General features: G+C 41.5%; 22 protein-coding genes. 11 read left to right on the top strand and 11 right to left on the bottom strand.

Features of this window, described 5'->3' with window-relative positions:
- Window positions 1-13 precede the first annotated feature (13 nt).
- The 8 genes from DPG01_RS13685 to DPG01_RS13650 all read right to left on the bottom strand — a co-directional run bounded on the left by DPG01_RS13685 (window position 14) and on the right by DPG01_RS13650 (window position 8939).
- Window positions 14-934 carry an ABC transporter permease gene (locus tag DPG01_RS13685; protein WP_110975469.1) on the bottom strand — a complete coding sequence of 307 codons (921 nt, stop codon included), beginning with the start codon at window positions 932-934 and terminating at the stop codon, window positions 14-16.
- 21 nt (window positions 935-955) lie between these two features.
- Window positions 956-2056, bottom strand: coding sequence for an ABC transporter permease (locus DPG01_RS13680; protein ID WP_110975468.1), 1101 nt, complete (start codon window positions 2054-2056; stop codon window positions 956-958).
- 23 nt (window positions 2057-2079) lie between these two features.
- The gene (locus tag DPG01_RS13675; protein ID WP_228147031.1) at window positions 2080-3642 is read right to left on the bottom strand and encodes an ABC transporter ATP-binding protein; all 1563 of its coding nucleotides are present in this window, start codon (window positions 3640-3642) and stop codon (window positions 2080-2082) included.
- A gap of 124 nt (window positions 3643-3766) precedes the next feature.
- Window positions 3767-4789: a BMP family ABC transporter substrate-binding protein gene (locus DPG01_RS13670; protein WP_228147032.1), complete on the bottom strand. Its 1023-nt coding sequence runs from the start codon at window positions 4787-4789 to the stop codon at window positions 3767-3769.
- A 339-nt stretch (window positions 4790-5128) separates the two neighbouring features.
- The gene (locus DPG01_RS13665) at window positions 5129-6109 is read right to left on the bottom strand and encodes an isopenicillin N synthase family dioxygenase (protein WP_110975466.1); all 981 of its coding nucleotides are present in this window, start codon (window positions 6107-6109) and stop codon (window positions 5129-5131) included.
- A gap of 76 nt (window positions 6110-6185) precedes the next feature.
- Window positions 6186-7235, bottom strand: a complete 1050-nt coding sequence (locus DPG01_RS13660) for a BMP family ABC transporter substrate-binding protein (protein WP_228157007.1) — start codon at window positions 7233-7235, stop codon at window positions 6186-6188.
- A gap of 138 nt (window positions 7236-7373) precedes the next feature.
- A complete protein-coding gene (locus DPG01_RS13655; protein ID WP_110975464.1) occupies window positions 7374-7859 on the bottom strand; it encodes a nucleoside deaminase in 486 nt (161 codons plus the stop codon).
- 24 nt (window positions 7860-7883) lie between these two features.
- Window positions 7884-8939: an aromatic ring-hydroxylating oxygenase subunit alpha gene (locus DPG01_RS13650; RefSeq protein ID WP_110975463.1), complete on the bottom strand. Its 1056-nt coding sequence runs from the start codon at window positions 8937-8939 to the stop codon at window positions 7884-7886.
- A 306-nt stretch (window positions 8940-9245) separates the two neighbouring features.
- Between DPG01_RS13650 and DPG01_RS13645 the strand changes: the two genes are divergently transcribed.
- Both DPG01_RS13645 and DPG01_RS13640 read left to right on the top strand, forming a co-directional pair.
- Window positions 9246-10169 (top strand): LysR family transcriptional regulator, encoded by a 924-nt coding sequence (locus DPG01_RS13645; RefSeq protein WP_086210942.1) that lies wholly within the window; start codon window positions 9246-9248, stop codon window positions 10167-10169.
- Window positions 10170-10245: 76 nt separating this feature from the next.
- Window positions 10246-11598 carry an 8-oxoguanine deaminase gene (locus DPG01_RS13640; RefSeq protein ID WP_110975462.1) on the top strand — a complete coding sequence of 451 codons (1353 nt, stop codon included), beginning with the start codon at window positions 10246-10248 and terminating at the stop codon, window positions 11596-11598.
- A gap of 78 nt (window positions 11599-11676) precedes the next feature.
- Here DPG01_RS13640 and DPG01_RS13635 read toward each other — a convergent pair whose 3' ends face one another.
- The 3 genes from DPG01_RS13635 to DPG01_RS13625 form a co-directional block, all read right to left on the bottom strand.
- The gene (locus DPG01_RS13635; RefSeq protein WP_110975461.1) at window positions 11677-12954 is read right to left on the bottom strand and encodes a DcaP family trimeric outer membrane transporter; all 1278 of its coding nucleotides are present in this window, start codon (window positions 12952-12954) and stop codon (window positions 11677-11679) included.
- 238 nt (window positions 12955-13192) lie between these two features.
- Window positions 13193-14560: an MFS transporter gene (locus tag DPG01_RS13630; protein WP_110975460.1), complete on the bottom strand. Its 1368-nt coding sequence runs from the start codon at window positions 14558-14560 to the stop codon at window positions 13193-13195.
- A gap of 282 nt (window positions 14561-14842) precedes the next feature.
- Window positions 14843-15757, bottom strand: coding sequence for a LysR family transcriptional regulator (locus tag DPG01_RS13625; protein ID WP_086210932.1), 915 nt, complete (start codon window positions 15755-15757; stop codon window positions 14843-14845).
- A 115-nt stretch (window positions 15758-15872) separates the two neighbouring features.
- Here DPG01_RS13625 and DPG01_RS13620 point away from each other — a divergent pair, with 115 nt between their 5' ends.
- The 9 genes from DPG01_RS13620 to DPG01_RS13580 form a co-directional block, all read left to right on the top strand.
- Window positions 15873-16982 carry a muconate/chloromuconate family cycloisomerase gene (locus tag DPG01_RS13620; protein ID WP_110975459.1) on the top strand — a complete coding sequence of 370 codons (1110 nt, stop codon included), beginning with the start codon at window positions 15873-15875 and terminating at the stop codon, window positions 16980-16982.
- 29 nt (window positions 16983-17011) lie between these two features.
- Window positions 17012-17302, top strand: coding sequence for a muconolactone Delta-isomerase (catC, locus tag DPG01_RS13615; RefSeq protein WP_110975458.1), 291 nt, complete (start codon window positions 17012-17014; stop codon window positions 17300-17302).
- Between the two features lie 143 nt (window positions 17303-17445).
- On the top strand, window positions 17446-18366 hold the full coding sequence (gene catA, locus DPG01_RS13610) for a catechol 1,2-dioxygenase (protein WP_087527483.1): 921 nt from the start codon (window positions 17446-17448) through the stop codon (window positions 18364-18366).
- Window positions 18367-18444: 78 nt separating this feature from the next.
- Window positions 18445-19842: a benzoate 1,2-dioxygenase large subunit gene (gene benA / locus DPG01_RS13605; RefSeq protein ID WP_110975457.1), complete on the top strand. Its 1398-nt coding sequence runs from the start codon at window positions 18445-18447 to the stop codon at window positions 19840-19842.
- A complete protein-coding gene (gene benB / locus DPG01_RS13600; RefSeq protein ID WP_110975456.1) occupies window positions 19839-20348 on the top strand; it encodes a benzoate 1,2-dioxygenase small subunit in 510 nt (169 codons plus the stop codon). Before benA ends, benB begins: the two co-directional genes overlap by 4 nt.
- Before the next feature lie 88 nt (window positions 20349-20436).
- Entirely contained in the window at window positions 20437-21453 is a 1017-nt protein-coding gene (gene benC / locus DPG01_RS13595) for a benzoate 1,2-dioxygenase electron transfer component BenC (protein ID WP_110975480.1), read from the top strand.
- Window positions 21454-21733: 280 nt separating this feature from the next.
- Window positions 21734-22519 (top strand): benzoate diol dehydrogenase BenD, encoded by a 786-nt coding sequence (gene benD, locus DPG01_RS13590; RefSeq protein ID WP_110975455.1) that lies wholly within the window; start codon window positions 21734-21736, stop codon window positions 22517-22519.
- 53 nt (window positions 22520-22572) lie between these two features.
- Window positions 22573-23805: a benzoate/H(+) symporter BenE gene (benE, locus tag DPG01_RS13585; RefSeq protein ID WP_110975454.1), complete on the top strand. Its 1233-nt coding sequence runs from the start codon at window positions 22573-22575 to the stop codon at window positions 23803-23805.
- Window positions 23806-23832: 27 nt separating this feature from the next.
- On the top strand, window positions 23833-24195 hold a 363-nt coding region (locus tag DPG01_RS13580; protein ID WP_162622344.1), incomplete at its 3' end, for a 3-oxoacid CoA-transferase subunit A.

Raw genomic sequence — 24195 nt, 5'->3', positions numbered from 1 at the left:
CAATGGATCCAATTTAAGGGGTAAATGTTTTGCCAAGTGATGCAGGTAAATTCAGCTTCAACAGTTTTTTATCTCGAGAAATCACCACCAAGACCACTATCGTTGCAACATATGGCAGCGCGGACAAAAGCTCATTGGGAATGCTTAAACCCAATGCTTGAGCATGAAACTGTAAAATTGTCACTCCACCAAAAAGATAAGCACCCAACATTAAACGTGCTGGTTTCCAAGCAGCAAAAACCACTAAAGCAATTGCAATCCACCCGCGCCCCGCAACCATGTTTTCAATCCACATTGGGGTATAAACAGTCGATAAAAATGCCCCCCCAATACCTGCCATTGCCCCACCAAATAAAACAGCACAGTAACGAATACCTAGAACGTTATAACCCATTGCATGTGCACTTTCAGGTGACTCCCCAACTGCTTTAAGTAACAGCCCTAAACGCGTCTTTGCCAAGACCCACCAAACAAATACAAAGGCCAAAATGGATAAATACACCACATAGTTTTGTTGAAATAAGATGGGGCCAATCAATGGAATATCTGACAATACATGTATATTTAAATTTTGTAGTCCAGGTAAAGCCGTACTGACATAGTTCTGTCCAATAAATGCAGAAATACCGATACCAAAAATAGTAAGGGCTAAGCCACAAGCAGATTGATTGGTACTGAGTGAGAGTGTAAAAAATGCAAAAATCAAAGACATCAACATCCCAGCCAAAGCCCCGACTAACAATGCGCTGGCTACGCTGGCCTCATACTGGGCTGCAAAAGCAAAACCCGCAATTGCTCCGACCAACATCATGCCTTCGACACCTAAGTTAATTACCCCAGTACGTTCAGCAACTAACTCCCCCAAACCAGCAAAAACCAGAGGAGTTGCAGCTGCAATCGTACCTGCCAAAATAGCGGTTACTTCTATACTCATAATGAACTTTCCTCTCTAAGTTTAAGCAACAGTTGGGTCAGTTTCTGACATCTTTGGTTTGAGCTTCTTTTTTGCAAACCGATAACGTTTTTCTATCAACACATCTGAAGCTAATAAAAAGAACAGCAATAGACCTTGGAAAATTCCTGTAATAGCAACAGATAATTGCAGTTCCATTTGCGCCATTTCACCGCCCAAATAAAGTAAAGCCATTAAAAAACCAGAGAGTACAATTCCAATAGGATTTAAACGACCTAAATAAGCCACGATGATGGCTGCATAACCATAGCCTGGTGAAATGTTTGGATTTAACTGTCCAATCGGTCCTGCAACCTCGCAAAGACCTGCGATACCCGCCATAAAACCAGATAACCCTAAACTAAGCCAGACCGCTTTTTTTGATGAAAAGCCAGCATATTTTGCAGCCATCGGTGCTTGACCACTGACTTCTAACTTATAAGCACTCATGCTTTTTTTAATAAATACCCAAAAAATAACCACAGCAAGAAAGGTAATAAAAATCGAGGCATTCACACGAGTACCTTCAATGACAAAAGGCAAAGTCGCACTTTCATTGAACATGACTGATTGTGGAAAGTTCATACCATCTGGGTCTCGCCACGGCCCATTCACCAGATATAACAAAACAAAAAGTGCAACATAGTTCATCATTAAGGTCGTAAGGGTCTCTTCTGCATTAAAATGTGTTTTCAAAAATGCAGGAATCAGTCCCCAAAATGCACCACCAATGGCCCCCATGACCACCATTAAAGGGAGGATCCACCAACCTGTATGGTCATGAAATAAAATTGCAATTCCGCCACCAAAAATAGCCCCCATAGTCAGTTGACCTTCGGCACCGATATTGAATAGTTTTGCGCGAAAGCCAATCGCTAAGCCAAGTGCGATGAGAATTAATGGGCTGGCTTTAACGGTGAGCTCACTGAGGTTATATAGTGAAGTTAGCGGTTCAACAAAAAAGATATACAGTGCGCGCGCAGGATCTACCCCAAGCATCAGAAACAGTAAGCTACTGACCACCAGCATTGCACTCAGTGCAATAACAGGTGATAACCATTTCATGACTTGAGAAGGCTTTTCTCTAGGTTCTAATAAATACATGTGACTACCTTTAGATGAAATGGTTAAGCTTGAACTTGTTGTGAATGAGCTAAATCTACAGTGTGTGCAACACTGGTAATCCCTGACATCAACAACCCAATTTGTTCTGCATTGGTACTACGGGTCTGCATAGGTTCGGATAGTTTTCCAGCAGCCAATACACAAATGTAATCACTAATTTCAAACAATTCTTCGAGCTCTTCAGAAATCACCAAAATCGCAACGCCTTGTCTAGATAAATCAATCAATGTTTGTCGAATAAACATTGATGCTCCTACGTCAACGCCCCAAGTGGGTTGAGAAATAATGAGAACTTTGGGCTGTTGTAAAATTTCTCGACCCACGATGAATTTTTGTAAGTTACCACCTGAAAGTGAGCGTGCTTCTGCTTGTGCACCAGAAGCCTTTACACTAAATTTTTCAATACATTTTTCTGCAAATAGTTTGGTTTTTTCAAAGTTAATCAGTCCAAATTTAGTCAAACCCTGCCTAAATGCAGTCAATAGCGCATTTTCAGACAGTGTCATATTGGGTACAGCACCTCGCCCTAAACGTTCTTCGGGGACAAAGCCTAAGCCCAAATCACGACGTGCACCTGCGGATATCTTGCCGACATTTTGCCCCTCTAGATAAATGCTGCCATTTGTGGTTATTTTTTCTCCAGAGATTAAAGACAAAAGTTCTGCTTGACCATTGCCCGAAATACCTGCAATACCGAGGATCTCTCCCGCTTTTAAGTTCAGGCTGATATTTTCTAGCGCAACACCGAAAGGATCATCTGTGGGTTGATTTAAACTCGAAACCTCAAACAATATTTGCTTCTCACCTAGATATTCATCGTGAATATACGTAGGTAACTCACGTCCAATCATTAAACGCGCCAGATCACTGGTACTATTTTCTTCTGGTCTAACATGGCCTGTAACTTTACCATTTCGTAAAATGGTTGCTTCATCACATAACTCTTTAATTTCATGAAGTTTATGACTGATATATAAAATAGAGACACCTTGTGAAGCGAGTAATTTCAATGTCTTAAATAATTGTTGAACCGCTTGTGGAGTAAGTACTGAGGTTGGTTCATCTAAAATAATGAGGGAGGGGCTTTGTAATAGACAGCGGATAATTTCCACACGTTGCCGTTCGCCCACTGAGAGTGAATACACTTCACGGCGCGGATCAACAGGTAAACCGTATTGTTCAGATACTGCAATGATTTTTTCATTGAGCGTTTTTATGTCAATTTTCTCATCGAGACCAAGTTGAATATTTTCTGCAACAGTTAAAGTCTCAAACAAAGAGAAATGCTGATAAACCATGCCAATGCCCAATTTTCTCGCTGTCGAAGGGCTATCTATTTTGACTTCTTTACCATTCCAAAGAATTTGGCCTTCATCGGCTTTGGTCGCACCATAAATAATTTTCATGAGTGTGCTTTTTCCAGCACCATTTTCGCCTAAGATGGCATGGATTTGACCCGCATGAACTTTGAGATGAATTTGATCATTTGCACGTAGCGAATTATAACTTTTGCAAATATTAATTAACTCTAAGCGAGTACTTGCTTGTTGAGGTTCTCTATGCATGACCTTAGTGATATGACTGTCTGGTGTATTCATGATTGTGATGCTCTTTCGAATCTCTGCATTGAATGTCCATTCAGCTCGTATCGTACTAAATGGACAAAACCGTGACGTCTCAAACGATGCGTTATTTCGGAAGTGAACCTTCTACACCTTTGACGTAATAGTTCATTTTGCTCAGCGTCGCATCATCTAAAGTTTTTCCTTTGGCAATCACCAAACTGCCATCTTGTTTATAAATCGGTCCTGAAAATGGGTGAAGTTTGCCTGAATGAATGTCATCACGTACTTTGAGTGCTGAGGCTTTAACATTGGCAGGAACAGAAGGTCCAAAATTTTCAATATTGACTGCACTTTGTTTGACGCCATACCAAGTTGCACTTGGTTTCCATGTTTTATTTGCCACTTGAGTCATGGTTGGAGTATAAATTTTTTCCCAATGCAAAACCGATGCAGCCAAGTGTGCTTTAGGGCCAAATTTACTCATATCAGAGTCCCAGCCAAAGGCAAAAACACCCTTTTGTTGAGCCGCTTGTACAACTGCTGGCGAGTCAGTGTTTTGCATTAATACATCTGCTTTTTGTGAAATTAAGGCCAGTGCAGCATCACGTTCTTTACCTGGGTTAAACCAAGAGTTCACCCAAATGACTTTCGTTTTCACTTTTGGATTAACACTTTGTGCACCCAATGTGTAAGCATTGATATTGCGCACCACTTCGGGGATTGGGAACGAGGCAACTACACCGAGCACATTCGATTTGGTTTTTTGACCAGCGACGACTCCAAGCATATACGCCCCTTCATAAGTCCGCACATCATAGACCCCTAGGTTTTTACCCTGTTTGTAGCCAGTTGCATGCATAAATACAGTATTAGGGAACTGTTTCGACACTTTCTCCATGGCATTCATATAGCCAAAAGAAGTTGCAAAAATTACTTTATTACCTTGTTGTGCCAAATTACGAATCACACGTTCTGCATCAGCCGTTTCGGGTACATTTTCGATATAAGACGTCTTATATTTTCCAGCCAAGGCTTTTTCCGCCTTGATTCGTCCTTGATCATGTGAATATGTCCAACCATGATCGCTGGTCGGGCCAATATATACAAAAGCAGCTTTATCTACAGCAAATGCCTGTGTAGTCCCCATCAACCCCAATAGACTTGTGAGTACTATTTTTATAGCTGTTTTTTTCATCGAAAATTTATTTTCTAAACATTTTGACATCATCGGCTCCTTAGGTTTTAACCTAAAAATATATTGACTCGATATAAATGGATCTTTCATACCCTCTTTCTAATAATTAGCAATATTCGTTCCAACTATTTAGAAAAATAGAACTGCACCACTATAAATATATTTATTATTTTAATAATTTTTCAATAAAATAAAAAACCACCATTAATAATGGTGGTTTTTTATTTTAAATACACATCAGTTATTATTTATATAAAATAAATTTTATAATAAAAAGTAAACATAAGGATTTTATTCATAAACAGGAATTTCTTGTGGTTTTACATCAAACGAACGTTGATACATCTCCTCCATATGTTCTCCTGCCGTACATGACGTGTAACTGGAGCGCTCTCCCTGCTGAATTGTTCCAGGAAGTACATCAATTTGTGTGAAATAACTCGGACCATAGAAAAATGGAATGGAATAACGTGACTTTCCATTTGAATATAAGTTTCGAACTCGATGTGGATTGGACTTATATAAGCCATTGGTCCATCTTGGAATTAAATCACCCAAATTCACCACAAAGGTATCAGCAATCGGTGGTGCAGAAACCCAAACGCCATCAGGCATACAGACATCTAGGCCGCCCAAATCATCTTGCGCTAAAATGGTGATTGAACCCCAATCTGTGTGCGCACCTGCACCAAAAGTATCAGCAGCGGCATCTTTCGGATGAGCGGGATAGCGTAGCATTCTTAGTGTTACCATTGGATCTATACAGCATTCATCAAAATAATGCTCTGGCAAATTTAATGATAAAGCCAAAAGCTGCATAATTCTCTCAGAGAGCCCCATCATGGCATCAATATATGCTTGGCAGAACGCCTCAGTTTCAGGCACTTCCGTATGCGGCCATTGATTTAAGCCATAATTTTGATATTTTGCGACCACAAAAGGATGATCTGGAGCATAGTTCTTACCACAATAAAATCCTTCTTTAATGTCGGCCTTAGCAGTAAAGTCGAGCTTTTGCGCTGCAATTTCCTCAAAACCTCTATGACTTGGACTATTATTTTGGTCATACTTTTTTTTGACACTTTGAGGTAAATCAAAAAGCTCCTTTGCAAGTTCAAACTGCCGTTGCACCAAAGCCAAATCTATCGAGTGATTTTTCACATAGAAAAAGCCTGAGCTCATTGCAGCAGTTCGGATTGATCGCACAATGTCATCTAACTGATTGGCATTTAGGTGGAAAGCATAGTGAAGATCTATAACAGGAATACTCATATTTAACCCTCATGTGTAAAGCCCAGAGTGTGCCATACAGCTCTAGGCGATTATTTTTTGATTTAGTCATGACTATTTATTTAGGTAGTGAGCCGTCTACACCCCTGACGTAATAGTTCATCTTGCTGAGTTCTACATCTGTCAGCGTTTTGCCTTTGGCTATAATTAAACTGCCATCCTGTTTATACAACGGTCCTGAAAATGGGTGAATTGCCCCTGTTTTGAGTGAGTCTCGAACTGCTAGCGCTTTATTTTTTTCAGCGGTAGAAACTGCTACTCCAAAATTTTCAATATTCACTGCATTTTGTTTCACGCCATACTTATAAGCAGTTGATTTCCAAGTTTTATTCTGAACCTGTTTCATCACTGGCTCATAAATTTTTTCCCAGTGTAATACAGCTGCTGCCAAATGAGCTTTTGGTCCAAATTTGCTCATGTCTGAGTTCCAACCAAATGCATACACCCCTTTTTGCTGTGCAGCTTGCACCACAGCAGGAGAGTCTGTGTTTTGCATGAGCACATCTGCTTTTTGTGCAATGAGTGCCATTGCAGCATCACGCTCTTTTCCTGGATTAAACCATGTATTTGCCCAAATCACTTTGGTGCTCACCTTTGGATTTACACTTTGTGCACCCAGTGTGTATGCATTGATGTTTCTAACAACTTCTGGAATAGGAAATGACGCAACAACTCCAATGATATTAGTCTTGGTTTTCTGTCCCGCTAGCACGCCCAACAAATAGGCCCCTTCATAAGTTCTAAGCTCATACACCCCTAAGTTTTTAGCTTGCTTATAGCCAGTTGCATGCATAAATACAGTATTAGGAAATTGCCTCGCAACTTTCTCCATAGCATTCATATAACCAAAAGACGTTCCGAATATGACTTTATTTCCTTGTTGTGCAAGATTACGAATCACCCGTTCAGCATCGGCTGTTTCGGGTACATTTTCGATATAAGACGTCTTAAATTTACCTGCCAATATTTTTTCTGCTTTGATCCGCCCTTGGTCATGTGAATATGACCAGCCATGATCACTGGTCGGCCCTAAATAAACAAAAGCGGCTTTATCCTGTGCATACACGGTATGACTCATCCATGTCCCAGCACTGACACAAAACAACATAACACTTTTTAATAATCTTCGTTTTAAATGCATTTTTGTTCCACCATAGATTATTTAACTAAGTAAAAATTATTATCAACTCTAAATGATTGCATTATAAAAAATCGACAATCAACCAAATTTAAATAAATAATAATATTATCTATTGGCCCAAAAACTCATTTGCAGATCTACTGTTTCTTTTTCAAGTTCAAGAATTGGACCAATTAAATCAATATTTTTTTGCCCATGAGAAAATATATATTGTGAAGAAACATTCATGGTTGGGTTCTCATTATGATTACCTGTACACACTAAAAGTTTTTCCTCTGTCATGGCATAAACCACGCGTCCAATATTTGCCCAGTAAATCGTACCTGAGCACATGCAACATGGCTCTACAGCTGTATATAGTGTGCAGTTCCATAAATATTCTGGTGGATAATTGGTTGCAGCCACACGTGCTAAGGTCGACTCTGCATGATTTACAGTGTCAATATTGCACTGAGTTAACAGGACAGTCTCATGGTCAGGTGCAACCAATACTGCACCAAATGGGTGGTGCCCTAAACTGATTGCACGCCTTCCAACATCATTTGAAAGCTGTAAAAATCGAATAATCTGTTCATGGCTCGGCTGATTCACAATGATCTACTCCATTTCTAAAAACTAAACGATATAACGCTTACTTAAACCCCACTCCGCCAGAATACGACGATATGTGGTCGAAGAACGGTCTGCTTCAAAGTGCGCCTCCATACCAATATCAAGTGGTAGCTCTTCTGGTTTTTGGCTTTCAACCATGTCTTGATCTTCTGCAAAAATTTGTGCATTAAAGGCGTAAACAGCTTCTAAGTCTCCAGTGGTATCAAAGTTACGGGTCAGTGGTACAAATAAACGGGTTTTATTGTGCGAGACTGGGCAACAGGCATTTAAAATTTTCAACACCCCTTTTTCTGGGAAATATATGGTCAGGATCGCTGAAAATGGTGGATAAACATCAAATACCCGCTTCCATAAAAATCCTTCAGGTGCTAAATGCTGCATGCCATGTGGGTAATTGCTGACATCACTGAGATATTCCGTATGTAAGCCATAGTCTGTTCTTACTGTTGAATACTTTTGCACCACAGGATTATCGGCATCAGCAAAGGAAGCACTATGTACCCAAGCAAAATGAGCGACATCAATAAAACCTTCAAGTTGACGTCCACTTGAACCACCGATATCTACATATGGCGGTAAAATTGCTTGATGTTCACCATGATCCCATGTATCTAAATTTGGGAAATTCGCATCTGTTTCATTGCGACCAAATAAACTGGTCCAGATCAGACCATACCTTAGAACCACAGGAAATTTAGTTAGAGAAAAACGGTCTGAAATTTGGGTTAATTCAGGTTGCGCAGGAATTTTGACGCACTTGCCATCAGTATTGTAGTGTAAGCCATGATATGGACAGACTAAGTCTTCGCCTTTAACCCAGCCTTTAGTCAAAGGTACACCTCGATGTGGACAGATATCTCGAACTAAATGAATACTGCCACTTTCCGTTTTATACAACGCCATCTTGACGTCTAAAAGAATGACTTGTTGCGGTTTATCTGTAACATCCTGAATGCGCGCTACTGGATACCAATGCTGCGCTAAAATATTCCAATCCGTTGGATCAAAGTCGCTGCCATGCGGTTGACTAAAGAGATTAAGCACTGGAATCGCATTCATATTTAACTCACAAAAGGTTCTTTATTTCATCAATTTATCTATCAACAAGCTATTTTTTCCTCGTTGATAAAACCGTTGTATTTCATTAAAAAATAAAGATTTTTATAACATTCTGTCTATTAGAATGTTTCGTACATTTCATTCTAAAAATAAGAACACCTTTTGTTTGCACATAGCGCATAACTCTGAGATTTTGCAGTTTTTGGCATGGAAATCGCTTAATTCTTATGATTGTTCCGGTCTAGGAAAATGCTCAATCATTTTCTACCTTGCTTTTAAACATACTTGGGGTATATCCATTTGACGATTAGCACTCCATTTTCACGTTTTTCAGACTATTTCATTGCTGTTGCCAGAACAGGAAGTCTAAGAAAAGCCGCAGATCAACTTTACATTTCAGTGTCTGCAGTCCATCGCCAAATTGCTCTTGCTGAAGAAGAGCTGGGAGTACCATTATTTGAACGCTTGCCCAATGGCCTAAAGCTCACGCTTGCAGGTGAAATGTTATATGCTGACCTTTTAAAGTGGCAAAAAGAATTCCAAATGACACGAGTCAGGTTTGATGAAATTCAGGGCTTGTCACGAGGGAATATTGAGTTAGGATTAATTTCAGCATTAAGTGATGGTTTCGTGCTTGACTCTATTGAGTATATTTACCAGCAATATCCTTGGATCAATTTTAATATTCAAATTCAAGACAGTGATCAAGTTGCAAAAATGATTGCCAATGCCGAAATTGATTTTGGTATTTTGCTGAATCCCAAAGAACATCATCATCTAGATGTTTTGGCATTTATCGAAATCCCACTCGGATTTGTCATGTCCAAACAACATCCATTAGCTAAAGCCCCAAAAATCAATTTTTCAGATACAGTTAGCTTTAAGCATTTAATTCCGTGCGCACCACTCATTATTCATGACTATGCCAACGCATTGTATAAGCACCATAAATTTACGCCATCGCAGAAAACAGAGTGCAATGATATCCATATGTTGACATCACTGTTAAAACGTAATTTGGGCATTGGCTTACTGTCGTATATTGATGCATATCCCCTCATCCAAAATGAAAAGCTAATTTTTAGCCCAATCCATGAAAAGGGGCTATATCCTCTCACTATTGCACTTTGTGTTGCGCCTAAAAGACAAATTTCACGCATTTCTCAGGTCATGATTAAGCATTTAGTTGAGCAAATGGAGAAAGTCAAAAACAGTATGACGCTACTCTAATTTTTTGTGTTGATAAATTATAAGCTTGGTATGAAAGTTGCTGTAGTTCTATCAAATAAAATATTTAGGTTGATCTATGGCTTCAATATGGATTAAAAACCCAATGGCTATTTATACTGCAAATGCATTTGATGCGCGTGGGGGACTACTGATTTCAGATGGGAAAATCACTGAGCTGATTGCTCTAGGAGCCAACCCTACTCAACCCTTTGAAGAAATATTTGATGCCAAAAATCTTGTCATTACGCCAGGGCTTATTAATAGCCATCATCATTTTTATCAAACTCTAACTCGGGCTTGGGCTCCTGTTGTAAATGCGCCACTTTTTCCTTGGCTGAAAACCCTTTATCCAGTTTGGGCCAAGCTTAATCCAGAGCAACTGCATTTAGCGACACAAGTAGCTTTGGCAGAACTTGTGCTTTCAGGTTGTACCTTCGCAGCCGACCACCATTATTTATTTCCAGAACAATTAACTGACGCGATTGATATTCAAGTACAAGCTGCACAACAAATTGGTTTACGAGTTATGCTCACTCGCGGTTCAATGAGCTTAGGCTCAGATGCAGGTGGTTTACCACCACAACATACTGTTCAAGAAATAGATACTATTTTAAAAGACTCTGAGCGTCTGGTTCAACGCTATCATCAGCGTAGTGAAGACGCCATGGTGAATATTGCACTTGCACCTTGCTCTCCTTTTTCTGTGACACAAGATATTATGCGCGAAAGCGCTAAACTGGCGGATTTTTACGACGTTCGTCTACATACCCATTTAGCAGAAACCCTTGACGAAGAAAACTTTTGCATGCATATGTTTGGTATGCGAACCGTTGATTATTTAGAAAGCGTAGGCTGGCTCAATAGCAGAACATGGCTGGCTCACGGTATCCATTTTAATGCCGAGGAAATTACACGCTTAGGACAAGCCCATGTCGGAATTTGTCATTGTCCGCATTCTAATATGCGTCTAGCTTCAGGTATTTGCCCAACCTTTGAGCTCATACAAGCAGGTGTTCCTATTGGACTTGGTGTGGATGGTTCTGCTTCTGGCGATGCTTCTAATTTGATACTTGAGACGCGTCAAGCTATGTATTTACAGCGTTTAAAATATGGTGCCGAAACCATCACGCCTGAGCTAGCTCTTGGCTGGGCAACAAAAGGGTCAGCACAACTGTTGGGGCGTGAACAGCATTTAGGGCAAATTGCTGTTGGCTATCAGGCAGATCTTGCTTTTTATAGTCTAGATGAACTTCGTTTTTCAGGTGCACATGATCCACTTGCTGCACTATTGCTTTGTGGCGCTGATCGAGCAGAACATGTAATGATCAAAGGTCAATGGATCGTAAAAAATCAAAACCTAGTCTCGGTAGATTTAGAACGCTTACAAGCTGAACATCGTATTGCAGCTAAACAGTTATTAGCCGCTTAAAAACCGAAACATTGAATAAAAAATAAGAACTGAAGGATTATTCCTTCAGTTCTTATGCGCGAAGTTTCACGTCAAAGACTAAAAGTTATAAATCGCAACCAAGTTCACACGGTTGTCTTCACCTTTCTTACTGCCATTTGCCGCAGGTGCAAACGCCTCACGCTCACCGTAGACATACTCAATCCCAAGACTAACAGGCTGAACAGGGCTATAGAATAAATTCCCCCATGCCTGCCATAAGTTTTTATTGATTTTGGTATCATCAGCGACGGCATCAAGATAGTCCTGATTTTTATCAAAAGTCATATAACCATAAGCTAACGTGCCGCGTAACTTGTCATTAAACTTCTGCGTTAAACCGACAGTAATTGAGTCAAACTCACTTTGTTCAATACTTGTACCCGTTGAAACAACACCCGAGTTGGTAAAGGATACAAAGCTGCTATCGCCTTTGACATGATAATAATCGGCTTTTACCGAAGTGACCGGAGAGATGTCAAATTTGGCACCAACACCTACGCCATACGCCCACTTTTCTTCATTTTGAATGCGTTTTTCATGCGCCATTGCACGTCCACTGACTGATAATGCATCGTTAAACTTATGGTTCAGTCGTCCGGTAAATGCAGGCATACGTTGGCTAATGCTACTATCTTTCGGATCTTCCACGGCTGCAACTAAGTTGGTATTTGGCGTGAATTTATGAGTATAACGCACTTGAGGGGTACGTTTAATTGAAGCACCCACATAAGCCAAAGCATCAATCGTTTCAGGGATATAGTCTGGGGTTGCAAAGTTTGACCAGGTTTGACCAATTAACCAGTTCCCATAATTTAAATACGCATGACGAATACGTAAATTATCAAGGTTTGTACCGCCTAAAAAGTCAACCTCAATTTTAGCGTTTAAGTTCTGATCGGCCATGGGTGCCTTAAAATCCAAACCTAATCGTGTTGCTGAAAGTGTTGATCTTAAACGATCGCTATTTTCAGCATTACCCTCTAAAGGCACACTATTGATCTGATTATAGGGCATATCACGAGCACCACCTTCAGCCTGATACGATGCGTCCATACGAACATTACCGTATAAATTGAACTCTGCCCCACCTTTGGTTAAACCCAAACCCGTTTTTTCAACCGTCTTAGGCGCTGTTGACACTTGTCGCTCAACAGCACTCAGTTGAACAGCTTGCTGCTGTTGTTGCTGAGTGTACTGTTGAAGCATTTGTCTTAACGCATTTACTTCATTTCTCAGTTGTTCAACTTCTGTCGTAGTATTGCTTTGCGCATGTAATGCAGCGCTACTGAACATAGATAGTGTGACAACTAAAGCATTCTTCTTAAATTGTTTCATTTAACACGGGTCCTGTGTATATAAGTCTGTCCTGACTTTTACTCTTAATATTTTGGATCTCTTTTTCACTGCTGTTATTCAACGCAATGCAATTTTTTTAATACTTTAAAATTAATCTTTTATCGCATTAAAACTGCGTTAAAAACAACTTATAAAAAAGCATATTGATTCTAACAGTTCGTTCAGTTTTTAACATGAGCCTACTACTAATGCACTAGACTCATGGGTTCAATATTATTTAATTGGCCGTGGATTTAGCTGCATCAAACACTTGTTTTGATTTAGCTTTTTCACCATCAACAGATACTTTTAAATTCACCATAAATACGGCTAAAGCCGCAATCACACCAGGTATCGCAATCACGAGAAAATTCATTTGATGTGGCAATTCAAAAGTTAACAGTGCACCTGTCAGTACAGGTCCAACAATTGCGCCAATCCGTCCTATGCCTGAAGCCCAGCCCATACCTGTAGAACGCACTGCTGTTGGGTAGAACTGTGCAACAAAGGTATACAGTAAAATTTGTGAGCCAATAGTCGCTGCACCTGCAATCGCAATCAAGGTATACAGCACCATTTGCGGGCTATTGAAGCCAAGTAGAATCAGTGCAATAGCACCTACAGTGAACATCGTCGTTAAAACTGGTTTTAAGTGGAAACGGTCTGCGAGCGCACCACCGCCAATCGCGCCAACCATACCGCCAATATTTAAAGCAAATAAGAAAATCATACTTGCACCAAGCGAATAGCCTGCTTGAATCATGAGTTTTGGTAACCAGCTTCCAAGCGCATAGACCATGAGCAGGCACATAAAGAATGCCACCCAAAACATCATGGTGCTAAAGGTTCGACCTTGTTGGAACAATGCTTTTAATGGTGCATCATCACCTGCAACCGCATCATTCAATTTAAAAGTGGTCTCTGGTTGAATGTCTTGTTCAGGTGCAATCTTTCGCACAATTTCACGGACTTTTTCAGTTTCGCCTTTTTTAGTCAGGAACATTAAAGATTCAGGTAAAAACTTCCAAAGAATCGGTAAAGCCAGAAATGGAATGATGGCGATATAGAACATGATTTTCCAACCATAGTCTGTTACCAACCATGCACCCAATAAAGCTGAGGTCATCCCGCCAATGGCATAACCACTGAACATAACCGCAACAAGTGTGCTACGAATGCGCTTTGGGGCATATTCAGTCATGAGCGCGACCACGTTTGGCATCACTCCCCCAATGCCGAGCCCTGCAAGAAAACGTAAGATACCAAACTCAATAGGATTGCTTGCAAATGCGCCTAGAAAAGTGAAACCACTAAAAATAGCCACACAAATCATAATGGTCTTTTTACGGCCCAATTTGTCAGACAACGTACCAAAGCTCATTGCACCGAACATCATGCCAAACAAGGCTGTACTCGCAAGTAAGCCTGCTTGTACTGCACTGAGTCCCCACTCTTGCATCAGAAGTGGCAATGCCACACCGTAGATGACTAAATCGTAACCATCAAAAATAATAATCAGTAGACACCAAATGAGCACACTCCAATGAAAGGGCGTAAATTTGGCTTCATCGACCACCGTGTTGATATTAACTGGATTTGTATTCACTTTAAGCCTCCTGCTTGCGAATGTTCTGTTGCTGTGCACATTGCAGTAAAAGTGACTTTCTTGTCCAAAACCGAATAACTCTATATTTATACCTTTAAGGTCGGTTACTCATTTTATTGTTTATAATTAAATACATATATAAATGATTGAGCATGAAATCGGTTAGAAATAATCTTCTTTGGCCGACAAAATGCCATAAAAAAAGCCACCTGCTTAGATGGCTTAAATCACATATTTTTAAATATATGCATAGTTTTAACAGTTAAATTTGAGACTCAAATTTTAAATAAAAGCACGGTCATATTTGATCGCTTCGAGGTCATAAACCTGATAAATACAATCAAATAGCGAGCGAATATCCTCACTTTCATCCATAGAGCGAATCGCAAGAAAAATTGGGCTTCTTGCTGCATCATCTAAGATTGGAATGTAGTTCAAATGCGGGAGTTGAATGGTTCTTGCACTTTCTGGAACTACACAAATCCCTTCTCCAGCGGCGACCAAACCCAGTGCTAACTGTATTTCACGAACCTCTTTTAAATGTTTCGGTTCGAGCCCATATTCTGAAAATAGACTTTGTACCTGAGTCGAAAAATTTGGCTTTGGATGACTTGGATAAAGAAATAAATTTTCATCAACCAAGTCAGACAGGTAGACACCCTGCTTGTGTGCCGTTAAAGGGTGACTAGAATGTGCCGCTAACATTAACGGTTCTTCACGCAGTAAAACCCGACGCACAGCAGGATCGGAAATGCGTAAACGTCCAAAACCAACATCAATACGCCCTTCTTTTAAGGCTTGAATTTGGTCTTTGGTACTCATTTCAATCAATTCTATTTTTAAATGCGGCTGTTGCTGGCGAAATAAATACACAATTTTAGGCAATAACCCATATAACAAAGAACCCACAAAGCCCATCGTTACCGTTTTTTCCACCAAACCCACCCGCTGAGTCATGGTTTTTACTTCTTCGGCATTAGACAAAAGTTTAACCGCATGTTGATAGAAGAATTGCCCTGCTTCTGTGGTCTTGAGTGGGCGGCTACCACGTTCAAATAATTGCACTCCTAACTCAGCTTCCAGATTCTGTATCTGACGGCTAAGCGGGGGCTGCGCTATGAATAATTTTTCAGCAGCTTTGGTAAAGCTCTGCTCTTCTACAACAGCTACATAGTAGCGGAGGTGTCTCAATTCCATGACCTTTGATACCTTTAAGATATATTAAAATGCTAATTTGATCTTCGACAGTTCATATTTATTCTTTTAAGGTATATCACATCAGGTACACAACGCAAGGCTGCGCAGAGTTAAGATGTATAAATCTATAGAAACCTTACTCGTCGAAATCCCCACTATTCGCCCGCACAAAATGGCGGTAGCGACTATGCAAACGCAAACGCTTGTTTTGGTGAAAGTTAGCACTGAAGATGGCTTTGTCGGCTGGGGTGAAGCAACAACGATTGGCGGACTGGGCTACGGTGAAGAAAGCCCTGAAAGTATTAAGACCAATATTGAAACTTATTTTGCACCTTTATTGAAGTCCCTTAAAGCTCCAAACATCGCACAAACCATGCGTGCTTTGAAAAAGAACATTAATGGTAACCGTTTTGCCAAATGCGCAATTCAAACCGCCCTGCTAGATATCCAAGCACAACGTTTAGATTTACCCCTGTCTGAAGTATTGGGCGGGCGTTTGCGTGACAGCTTATCTGTGCTCTGGGTATTGGCATCTGGTGATACTGAAAAAGATATTGCTGAAGCTCAAAAAATGATTGAGGCGAAACGCCACAATATTTTCAAACTTAAAATTGGCTCACGTCGTGTAGAAGAAGATGTTGAACATGTTCTTGCAATTAAACAAGCATTGGGTTCAGACATTTCCATTCGTGTCGATGTGAACCGTGCATGGTCTGAGCTAGATGCGATTAAAGGCATTCAACTGTTACAAAATGGTGGTGTTGACCTGATTGAACAGCCCTGTGCAATCGACAACATTGATGCGATGCAGCGTTTAACACGACGTTTTGATCTTGCCATTATGGCGGATGAATCGCTCATGGGGCCGAGCTCAGCCTACCGTTTAGCCAAAACTAATGCGGCCTCTGTTTTTGCAGTCAAAGTGGCTCAGTCTGGTGGACTAATCGAAGGTCATGAAGTCGCAAAGATTGCCAACTTAGCAGGAATTGACCTATACGGCGGCACCATGCTTGAAGGTGCAGTCGGCACGATTGCTTCGGCACATTTGTTTTCGACCTTTGAAAATTTAGCTTATGGCACCGAGTTATTCGGCCCACTGCTGTTAACCCAAGATATTTTAAAAAACCCACTTCAATACACTGACTTCGCCTTACATCTACCCCAAGGCAAAGGGCTCGGTATTGAGTTGGATGAAAACAAGATTGATCAGCTGCGCCGCGCTTAAGCGACGTCTTAACCGTTTAGGAGTTACACATGCTTTTTCACGTACGTATGGATGTAAACCTTCCACTGGATATGCCTGCTGAAACTGCCAGTGAAATTAAAGCAGTCGAAAAAGCATATTCGCAAGAGCTACAAGCTCAGGGCAAATGGCGACATATTTGGCGCATTACAGGTCAGTACTCAAACATCAGCATTTTTGATGTAGACAGCAATGAAGAGCTACACAACATTTTGCAAGGTTTACCCCTGTACCCGTATATGAATATTGAAGTGATGCCTTTGAACAGACATCCATCGTCTATTCGCGAAGATGATCGCTAATTTAAAAAGATTTAATGCAGTTTAATCACTGGAAACTGATGAATGATCCAGTGAAAGAAATTAACAAGGAGCGTGGCAGCTAGCTTTTCAACCTATTCATAAAGCCAGCCACCACACAGCAAACATACTTAAGGAGCAATAGTATGAATCGTCAACAGATTGATGCACTAGTCAAAACAATGAATGTGGATACAGCAACAGGCCCTGTAGACGCACGTACTCAACAAATTGTAGTTCGCCTATTAGGTGACTTATTCCAAGCAATTGAAGACTTAGATTTGAGTCAAACTGAAGTTTGGAAAGGCCTAGAATACTTTACGGATGCAGGCCAGGCCAACGAACTCGGGTTACTTGCAGCGGGGCTTGGCCTTGAGCACTACCTCGACTTACGTGCAGACGAAGCCGATGCCAAAGCAGGCATTACAGGCGGAACACCACGTACCATCGAAGGTCCTTTATATGTAGCTGGTGCGCCTGAATCAGTTGGTTTTGCACGTATGGATGATGGTTCTGAAGAAGGCAAAATTCCGACCTTGATTATTGAAGGGACTGTGACCGACACGAATGGTCAGATTATTGAAGGTGCAAAAGTTGAAGTTTGGCATGCCAATAGCTTAGGTAATTACTCTTTCTTCGATAAGTCCCAATCAGACTTCAATCTACGTCGTTCAATCATTAGCGATCAAGATGGTAAATACATTGCGCTCACCACGATGCCTGTCGGTTACGGTTGCCCACCAGAAGGGACAACTCAATTTGTATTGAACAAGTTAGGCCGTCACGGTAACCGCCCTTCGCACGTACATTACTTTGTATCTGCGCCAGGCTACCGCAAGTTAACCACCCAATTCAACATTGAGGGTGACCAATACCTGTGGGATGACTTTGCATTTGCAACCCGTGAAGGCTTAGTGGCTACCGCTGTCGATATTACCGATGAGGCTGAAATTGCGCGCCGTGGTTTAACAGGTCCATTCAAACACATTCAATTCAATGTTGAACTGGTGAAAGACCAAGCGGCTGCACCATCAACTGAAGTTGAGCGTCGTCGCGCTAGCGCTTAATTACCCTTGGAACCGAAATAGCCACTGCAAAGTTGCATTTCGGGGACTTCCTCACTTTTGGAAAGTCGGAGAACGGACATGCCACGTATCCCAGTTATTAATACTAGCCATCTCGATCGTATCGACGAATTACTTGTCGACAACTTTGAAACAGGCGAATTCAAACTTCATCGTTCAGTCTTTACTGATCAAGCCCTTTTTGACCTAGAAATGAAATATATCTTCGAGGGTAACTGGGTTTACTTGGCACACGAAAGCCAAATTCCAAATAACAATGACTATTACACGACGTATATTGGCCGTCAGCCTATTCTGATTGCACGTAACCGTAATGGTGAACTCAATGCCATGATCAATGCCTGTTCACACCGTGGTGCACAGCTTTGTCGTAATAAACGTGGCAATAAAGCAACCTATACATGCCCTTTTCATGGTTGGACATTTAACAACTCTGGCAAACTTTTAAAAGTTAAAGACCCAGCAGATGCAGGTTATTCAGACTGTTTTAACCATGAAGGCTCACACGATCTGAAAAAAGTTGCACGTTTTGGCAACTATAAAGGTTTCTTGTTCGGTAGCTTAAATCCGGATGTTCCCTCTTTAGAAGAATACTTAGGCGAAACCAGCAAAATCATTGACATGATTGTGGATCAGTCTGAACAAGGTCTCGAAGTTTTACGTGGTGCATCTACCTACACTTATGAAGGCAACTGGAAACTGACTGCGGAAAATGGCGCAGATGGTTATCACGTTTCCGCGGTACACTGGAACTATGCAGCGACCACTCAACAGCGTAAAGAAAAACAAGCGGGTGACAACATCCGTGCCATGAGCGCAGGCGCTTGGGGTAAACAAGGCGGTGGTTCATACGGTTTTGACAATGGTCACATGCTGCTTTGGACACAATGGGCGAACCCAGAAGACCGTCCAAACTTCCCGAAAGCCGACGAATACTCTGAAAAATTTGGCGAAGCAATGTCGAAGTGGATGATTGAGCGCTCACGCAACCTTTGTCTGTATCCAAACGTCTATTTGATGGATCAGTTCGGTTCACAAATTCGTGTACTCCGCCCGATTTCAGTCAATAAAACCGAAGTCACCATTTATTGTATCGCGCCTGTGGGTGAAGACACGGAAGCACGTACGCGCCGTATTCGCCAATATGAAGACTTCTTCAATGCATCAGGTATGGCTACACCCGATGATTTAGAAGAATTCCGTGCATGCCAAGCAGGTTATGCAGGCATTGAGCTGGAATGGAACGATATGTGCCGTGGTTCAAAACATTGGATTCATGGCCCAGATGATGCTGCCAATGAAATTGGTCTAAAACCAAAACTTTCAGGTGTAAAAACTGAAGATGAAGGCCTCTATCTTGCACAGCACCAACACTGGTTAGACATGATGAAAATTGCCATTGCGAATGAAAAAGCACTGGCTGTTGAAACTGCAAATGAACAAGGAGAAGTGGCATGAATGCTCCGACAACACTCAATACGGTTAGCATCGAACAAATCAGTCAGTTTTTGTATCAAGAAGCACGCTTTTTAGATGATGAACAATGGGACGATTGGCTTGCATGTTATGCCCCTTCTGCATCGTTTTGGATGCCTGCATGGGATGACGACGATACCTTGACGACCGATCCGCAGTCTGAAATTTCACTGATTTACTACCCAGACCGCCAAGGTTTAGAAGACCGTGTGTTCCGCATTAAAACTGAACGCTCCTCTGCGACTATGCCAGACACACGTACTTGTCACAATGTGAACAACATCGAAATGATTGAGCGTGATGGCGATAAAGTTACTGTCCGTTTTAACTGGAATACGCTGAGCTTCCGCTACAAAACCAGTTATAGCTACTTTGGTATGTCGCGTTATGAAATCGACTTTTCAGGTGAAAAACCACAAATTTTAAGCAAATACGTGGTACTGAAAAACGATTATATCAACCAAGTGATTGATGTTTATCACCTCTAAGTTAGCCACACATCCTTAGTATGCTTTCAGCCAAATGGAGTTTTGGCTGAAAGTTCCAAGTTTCAAAGTTTTTAAAGGATATTCAGCCATGTCAAACCACAATGTTGCACTTCAATTTGAAGATGGCGTAACGCGTTTTATTACCGTGACTCAAGGTGAGTCTTTATCAGATGCCGCTTACCGCCAAAAAATTAACATTCCGCTAGACTGCCGTGATGGTGCATGTGGAACTTGCCGCGCTTTTTGCGAATCTGGTAGTTATGACATGCCTGAAGAGACGTATATTGAAGATGCGTTAACACCAGAAGAAGCGGAACAAGGCTATATTCTGGCTTGCCAATGTCGCCCAACCTCGGATGCTGTATTCCAAATTCAAGCGTCATCTGAAGTGTGTAAAACCGAAATCCACCAGTACCAAGGCACATTAGTTGCTGTTGAAAATTTATCAGAATCGACCATTACTTTTGATATTCAGCTCGATGAAGGCCAACCTGACATTCACTTCCTTGCTGGTCAATATGTCAACGTCGGCATTCCAGAGACAGCAGAAACGCGTTCATATTCATTTAGCTCGAAACCGGGCAACCGTTTAACTGGTTTCGTGGTCCGTAATGTGCCGAATGGCAAAATGAGTAGCTTTTTAAGTGGTGCTGCCAAAGCGGGCGACAAAATGACTTTTACTGGTCCATTTGGTAGCTTCTACTTGCGTAATGTGGTTCGTCCTGTGGTTATGCTTGCAGGCGGTACTGGTATTGCACCCTTTATGTCTATGTTACAAACTTTAGAAGAAAAAGGCGCTGAACACCCTGTTCGTTTAGTGTTTGGTGTCACTAATGATTTCGACTTAGTGGCTTTAGAACAGCTCAATGCCCTCCAAGCTAAACTTCCATGGTTTGAATACCGTACCGTGGTTGCAAGTCCAGACTCTGCACATGAGCGTAAAGGTTATGTGACTGGGCATATTGACAATGAATGGCTCAATGGCGGTGATGTTGATGTCTACCTCTGTGGTCCTGTCCCTATGGTCGATGCTGTTCGAGGTTGGTTAGATAGCGAAGGCATAAAGCCTGCAAACTTCCTGTTTGAAAAATTCTCTGCAAACTAATAGATCACCCAATATTTAAGTCATAGAAAAAATGATACGCAAAAACGTCATTCGCAATTGTTCGAGGCCAGACTGCTTGGTAAAAAAGCCTTTTCTGCGAGAAAGATATCAAGTAATCGGTTTCTGACGAGTTTTGCAGTTTTGCTTACTTTTCCCAAAAGGAAAGTAAGTCCAACCAAAGGTTAATCCGGTAAGTGATATTCAAATGTTAGGACGCCGGCGTGCCAAATTTATAAATTTAGAAAATCATCTTTATATCGGATGATGAGTGAGTTCAAAAATGGCGTTAAATCAAAGATTTTTAAACAAAGTCGTGATTGTGACTGGTGCCGCTCAAGGCATTGGTCGCGGTGTTGCACTCCAAGTGGCTGAAGAAGGTGCGCAAGTTGTCTTAGCTGATTTATCCGACTATGTAGATGAAACATTAGCAGAGATTGAAGCACATCAAGGCGACGCTATAACAGTCAAAGCCAATCTTGAAACCTTTGCAGGCGCACAAAGTGTTGTAGATAAAGCACTTGAAATCTATGGCCGTGTTGATGTACTCATCAATAATGTCGGTGGTGCGATTTGGATGAAACCCTTTGACGAATTTTCTGAAGAAGAAATCATCAAAGAAGTGAATCGTTCATTATTTCCAACGCTATGGTGTTGTCGTGCAGTTTTACCTGAAATGATTAAAAATCAGAAAGGTACAATTGTAAATGTGTCTTCTATTGCGACTCGTGGCATTAACCGAGTGCCTTATTCGGCTTCCAAAGGCGGGGTGAATGCCCTTACTGCATCACTTGCTTTTGAACATGCCAAAGATGGGATCCGAGTGAATGCAGTTGCGACAGGTGGAACCGAGGCACCGCCACGTAAAGTGCCACGTAATGCAAATCCACTGTCTGAAAATGAAAAAGCATGGATGCAACAAGTGGTCGATCAAACCATTGATCGTAGTTTTATGAACCGTTATGGCACGATTCAGGAACAAGTCAATGCGATTGTATTCCTTGCTTCAGATGATTCGTCATATATGACAGGTACAGTGGTTCCTGTAGGCGGTGGCGATCAAGGCTAATTGATCGTCACAAAACTTTATATACAGGATCATGTCTGCATGGAGGCAAATGAATGGCTACCCTGTTTAAAACTTTGAAAGAAGATTGGTCTATTTCAGCCACTGTCGCAGGTTTTTTGGCGGTGCTGATTTCCTATTCAGGACCACTCATTATCTTCTTTCAGGCTGCGCAACAAGCTCAGGTTTCCCCGACCATGATGATTTCATGGATTTGGGGTATTTCTATAGGGGCAGCCGTGGCAGGGATCTTCCTTTCCATTAAGTTTAAAGTCCCTGTGATTACCGCATGGTCTGCACCAGGTACGGCTTTATTGGTCACCCTGTTCCCGAATATTAACCTGAATGAAGCTGTAGCCGCTTATATCACCTCAGCAGTGGTAATTTTCCTGATCGGGATCAGTGGTTACTTCGATAAATTGTTGAAATGGATTCCGCAGTCGGTTGCAGCAGGCATGATGGCAGGGATCTTATTTCAGTTTGGTTTGGGTCTTTTTAGTGCAACTAACAGTATGCCGATTATTGTATTTAGCATGCTGTTTGTCTTTTTAGTCGCAAAACGAATTTCACCACGCTATAGCATGCTTTGGGTACTGCTTTCAGGTGTAGCCTTGAGCTTTGGGCTTGGTGAAATGAATGCGGTGAGTTTAGATTTCCAACTTGCTATTCCTCAGTTCATTAGCCCTGAATGGACTTGGCACTCCACCTTAAACCTTGCCCTGCCTCTGATTTTAGTCAGTCTGACGGGACAGTTTTTACCGGGCATGGCCATCATGAAACTGAGTGGTTATGACATGCCTGCTAAGCCAATTATTACGACTACCAGTATTGCGTCTTTAGCTGTTGCATGTGTCGGTGGTATCACCATTGTTTTGGCGTCCATTACCGCTGCACTGTGTATGGGCAAAGATGCGCATGAGTTAAAAGAAAAGCGTTATATCGCAGGCGTTGCTAATGGCATTTTCTATATTTTAGGTGGTTTGTTTGCAGGCAGTATCGTTCTGCTATTCAGCTTGTTGCCGAAAGAGCTTGTTGCCGCTTTGGCTGGCTTAGCCTTATTGGGTGCAATTTCAACCAATATCGCTGTAGCCATGAAAGATGAATCTCAACGAGATTCTGCACTCATTACCTTTTTAGCTACAGCTTCAGGTATGCACTTTTTGGGTCTAAGTTCCGTTTTTTGGGGCATCGTTATTGGTTTAACTGCGCATCTGATTTTAACCAAACGTAGTCCTGAAGTTTCGGCTTTAGCTTCAACTCCAAGCTCCAATTCAAGTTCCAAAAGTTAATTGGTACGCTGTGCCTAGGACAACATTATGATTGATAAAAGTTCAGCTTCTTTAACAGAAGCACTTTCGCAAATAAAGGATGGTTCCACCATCATGATTGGTGGTTTTGGTACAGCAGGACAACCTGCTGAACTGATCGATGGCTTAATTCAACTCGGCATTAAAGACCTCACCATCGTTAGCAACAATGCTGGTAATGGCGACTATGGTTTAGCCAAGCTCCTCAAAGCCGGTGCTGTGAAAAAAGTCATTTGTTCGTTCCCGCGTCAGTCCGACTCTTGGGTCTTCGATGAACTCTATCGTGCAGGCAAAATCGAATTGGAACTGGTGCCTCAAGGTAACTTGGCCTGTCGTATCCAAGCCGCAGGTATGGGACTGGGTGCTGTGTTT

This window comes from Acinetobacter sp. WCHAc060042 (assembly GCF_003231195.1).
Taxonomy (GTDB): domain Bacteria; phylum Pseudomonadota; class Gammaproteobacteria; order Pseudomonadales; family Moraxellaceae; genus Acinetobacter.
Note: the sequence above shows the minus strand (reverse complement) of the source record. Positions and strands in the feature narration are given on the sequence as shown.

Coding starts and splice junctions, on each gene's coding strand:
- DPG01_RS13685 (WP_110975469.1), bottom strand. CDS start 934: ATGAGTATAGAAGTAACCGCTATTTTGGCAGGTACGATTGCAGCTGCA.
- DPG01_RS13660 (WP_228157007.1), bottom strand. CDS start 7,235: ATGTTGTTTTGTGTCAGTGCTGGGACATGGATGAGTCATACCGTGTAT.
- benE (WP_110975454.1), top strand. CDS start 22,573: ATGGCTACCCTGTTTAAAACTTTGAAAGAAGATTGGTCTATTTCAGCC.
- DPG01_RS13675 (WP_228147031.1), bottom strand. CDS start 3,642: ATGCATAGAGAACCTCAACAAGCAAGTACTCGCTTAGAGTTAATTAAT.
- benA (WP_110975457.1), top strand. CDS start 18,445: ATGCCACGTATCCCAGTTATTAATACTAGCCATCTCGATCGTATCGAC.
- DPG01_RS13670 (WP_228147032.1), bottom strand. CDS start 4,789: ATGGGGACTACACAGGCATTTGCTGTAGATAAAGCTGCTTTTGTATAT.
- catC (WP_110975458.1), top strand. CDS start 17,012: ATGCTTTTTCACGTACGTATGGATGTAAACCTTCCACTGGATATGCCT.
- DPG01_RS13640 (WP_110975462.1), top strand. CDS start 10,246: ATGGCTTCAATATGGATTAAAAACCCAATGGCTATTTATACTGCAAAT.
- benC (WP_110975480.1), top strand. CDS start 20,437: ATGTCAAACCACAATGTTGCACTTCAATTTGAAGATGGCGTAACGCGT.
- DPG01_RS13650 (WP_110975463.1), bottom strand. CDS start 8,939: ATGAATGCGATTCCAGTGCTTAATCTCTTTAGTCAACCGCATGGCAGC.
- benB (WP_110975456.1), top strand. CDS start 19,839: ATGAATGCTCCGACAACACTCAATACGGTTAGCATCGAACAAATCAGT.
- DPG01_RS13625 (WP_086210932.1), bottom strand. CDS start 15,757: ATGGAATTGAGACACCTCCGCTACTATGTAGCTGTTGTAGAAGAGCAG.
- DPG01_RS13680 (WP_110975468.1), bottom strand. CDS start 2,056: ATGTATTTATTAGAACCTAGAGAAAAGCCTTCTCAAGTCATGAAATGG.
- catA (WP_087527483.1), top strand. CDS start 17,446: ATGAATCGTCAACAGATTGATGCACTAGTCAAAACAATGAATGTGGAT.
- DPG01_RS13665 (WP_110975466.1), bottom strand. CDS start 6,109: ATGAGTATTCCTGTTATAGATCTTCACTATGCTTTCCACCTAAATGCC.
- benD (WP_110975455.1), top strand. CDS start 21,734: ATGGCGTTAAATCAAAGATTTTTAAACAAAGTCGTGATTGTGACTGGT.
- DPG01_RS13620 (WP_110975459.1), top strand. CDS start 15,873: ATGTATAAATCTATAGAAACCTTACTCGTCGAAATCCCCACTATTCGC.
- DPG01_RS13635 (WP_110975461.1), bottom strand. CDS start 12,954: ATGAAACAATTTAAGAAGAATGCTTTAGTTGTCACACTATCTATGTTC.